This window comes from Longimicrobium sp., assembly GCF_036554565.1.
In the GTDB taxonomy this organism is placed as follows: Bacteria; Gemmatimonadota; Gemmatimonadetes; order Longimicrobiales; family Longimicrobiaceae; genus Longimicrobium.
Genome location: NZ_DATBNB010000391.1, coordinates 1 through 1,540, shown reverse-complemented (window position 1 = coordinate 1,540; position 1,540 = coordinate 1). Strand labels below are relative to the sequence as shown.

At 74.2% G+C, this 1,540-nt stretch carries 1 protein-coding gene; it reads left to right on the top strand.

Annotation, left to right across the window (positions count from 1 at the left end):
• Nucleotides 1-1,540: condensation domain-containing protein (locus VIB55_RS10810; RefSeq protein WP_331876672.1), on the top strand; the 1,540-nt coding region annotated here is incomplete at both ends.

The window sequence follows — 1,540 nt, the reverse complement described above, 5'->3', positions numbered from 1 at the left end:
TGCGCACCGTCTTCGCGGTCGAGGACGGCGAGCCCGTGCAGGTCGTCCGCGCGGCCGCCCCGTTCGTCCTCCCTGTCGCCGACCTGCGGGGTCTGCCGGCGGCGGCGCGCGAGGCGGAGGTGCTGCGTCTTGCCTCGACCGAGGCGGCGCGGCCCTTCGACCTGGCCGCGGGCCCGCTGCTGCGCGCCCTGGCCGTCCGGCTGGAGGAGGACGGGTGGGCGCTGCTCCTCGCCATGCACCACATCGTCAGCGACGGCTGGTCCATGGGCGTGCTGATCCGCGAGGTGTCTGCGCTCTACAATGCGCTGGCGGAAGGGCGCGAGGCAGGGCTGCCGGAGCTGGCGGTGCAGTACGCCGACTACGCCGCCTGGCAGCGCGGCTGGCTGTCAGGCGGGATCCTGGAATCCAAGCTCGGCTACTGGCGCGACAGGCTGGCCGGCGCCCCTCCCCTGCTGGAGCTGCCGACGGACCGGCCGCGCCCGCAGGTGCAGGACCCTCGCGGCGGGAGCGCGCGGGTGGACCTCACCGCGGAAGTCTGGCGCGGGCTGCGTGCGCTCTCGCGGCGGGAGGGAGCCACGGCGTTCATGACGCTGCTGGCGGCGTGGCAGCTCCTGCTGTCGCGCTACGCGGGGGTGGAGGACGTCAGCGTGGGCACGCCGATCGCCGGACGCACGCGCCTGGAGACGGAGCCGCTGATCGGCTTCTTCGTCAACACGCTCGTCCTGCGCACCGATCTCTCGGGCGAGCCCTCGTTCCTGGAACTGCTGAGGCGGGTGCGGGAAACGACGCTGGGGGCGTACCAGCACCAGGAGATCCCTTTCGAGCGCCTGGTGGAGGAGCTGGCGCCCGAGCGGAGCCTGGCGCACTCGCCGCTCTTCCAGGTGATGTTCGTCCTGCAGAACAACGAGCGGGGCGATCTGCGCATGGGTGGGCTGGAGGTGGAGCCCCTGGCGGCCGGCGGCGGGGAGACGCCCAAGTTCGACCTGATGCTCGCACTGTCCGAGGGCGAACAGGGCTTCGCCGGCTCGCTCGCCTTCCGCGCGGATCTGTGGGAGCGCGCGACCCTGGAGCGGATGGCCGGGCACTTCGCGCGCCTGGTGGAGGCGGTGGTCTCGGACGTCTCCCGTCCGGTCGCCGACGTGGCCTTCCTGGGCGAGGAGGAGCGCGCCCGGGTGCTGGTGGAGTGGAACGACACCGAAAGGGGCTACCCCGCCGGGGAGCTGGTGCACGGCCTCTTCGCCGCGCAGGCGGCGCGGACGCCGGATGCCGTCGCGCTGGTCTTCGGCGCGCGGGAGACCACGTACGCGCAGCTGGACGCCGCGTCCGACGCCGTCGCCCGGCGGCTGCTCGCGCTGCGGCTGGGCCCGGAGGCGCGGGTGGGGGTCGCGATGGAGCGCGGGCCGGGGCTGATCGCCGCCGTGCTGGGCGTGCTGAAGGCGGGCGCGGCGTACGTGCCGGTGGACCCGGAGTACCCGGCCGAGCGGATCGCCTTCATGCTGCAGGACTCGGGCGCGCGTCTGCTGGTCACGCGCGACGAGCT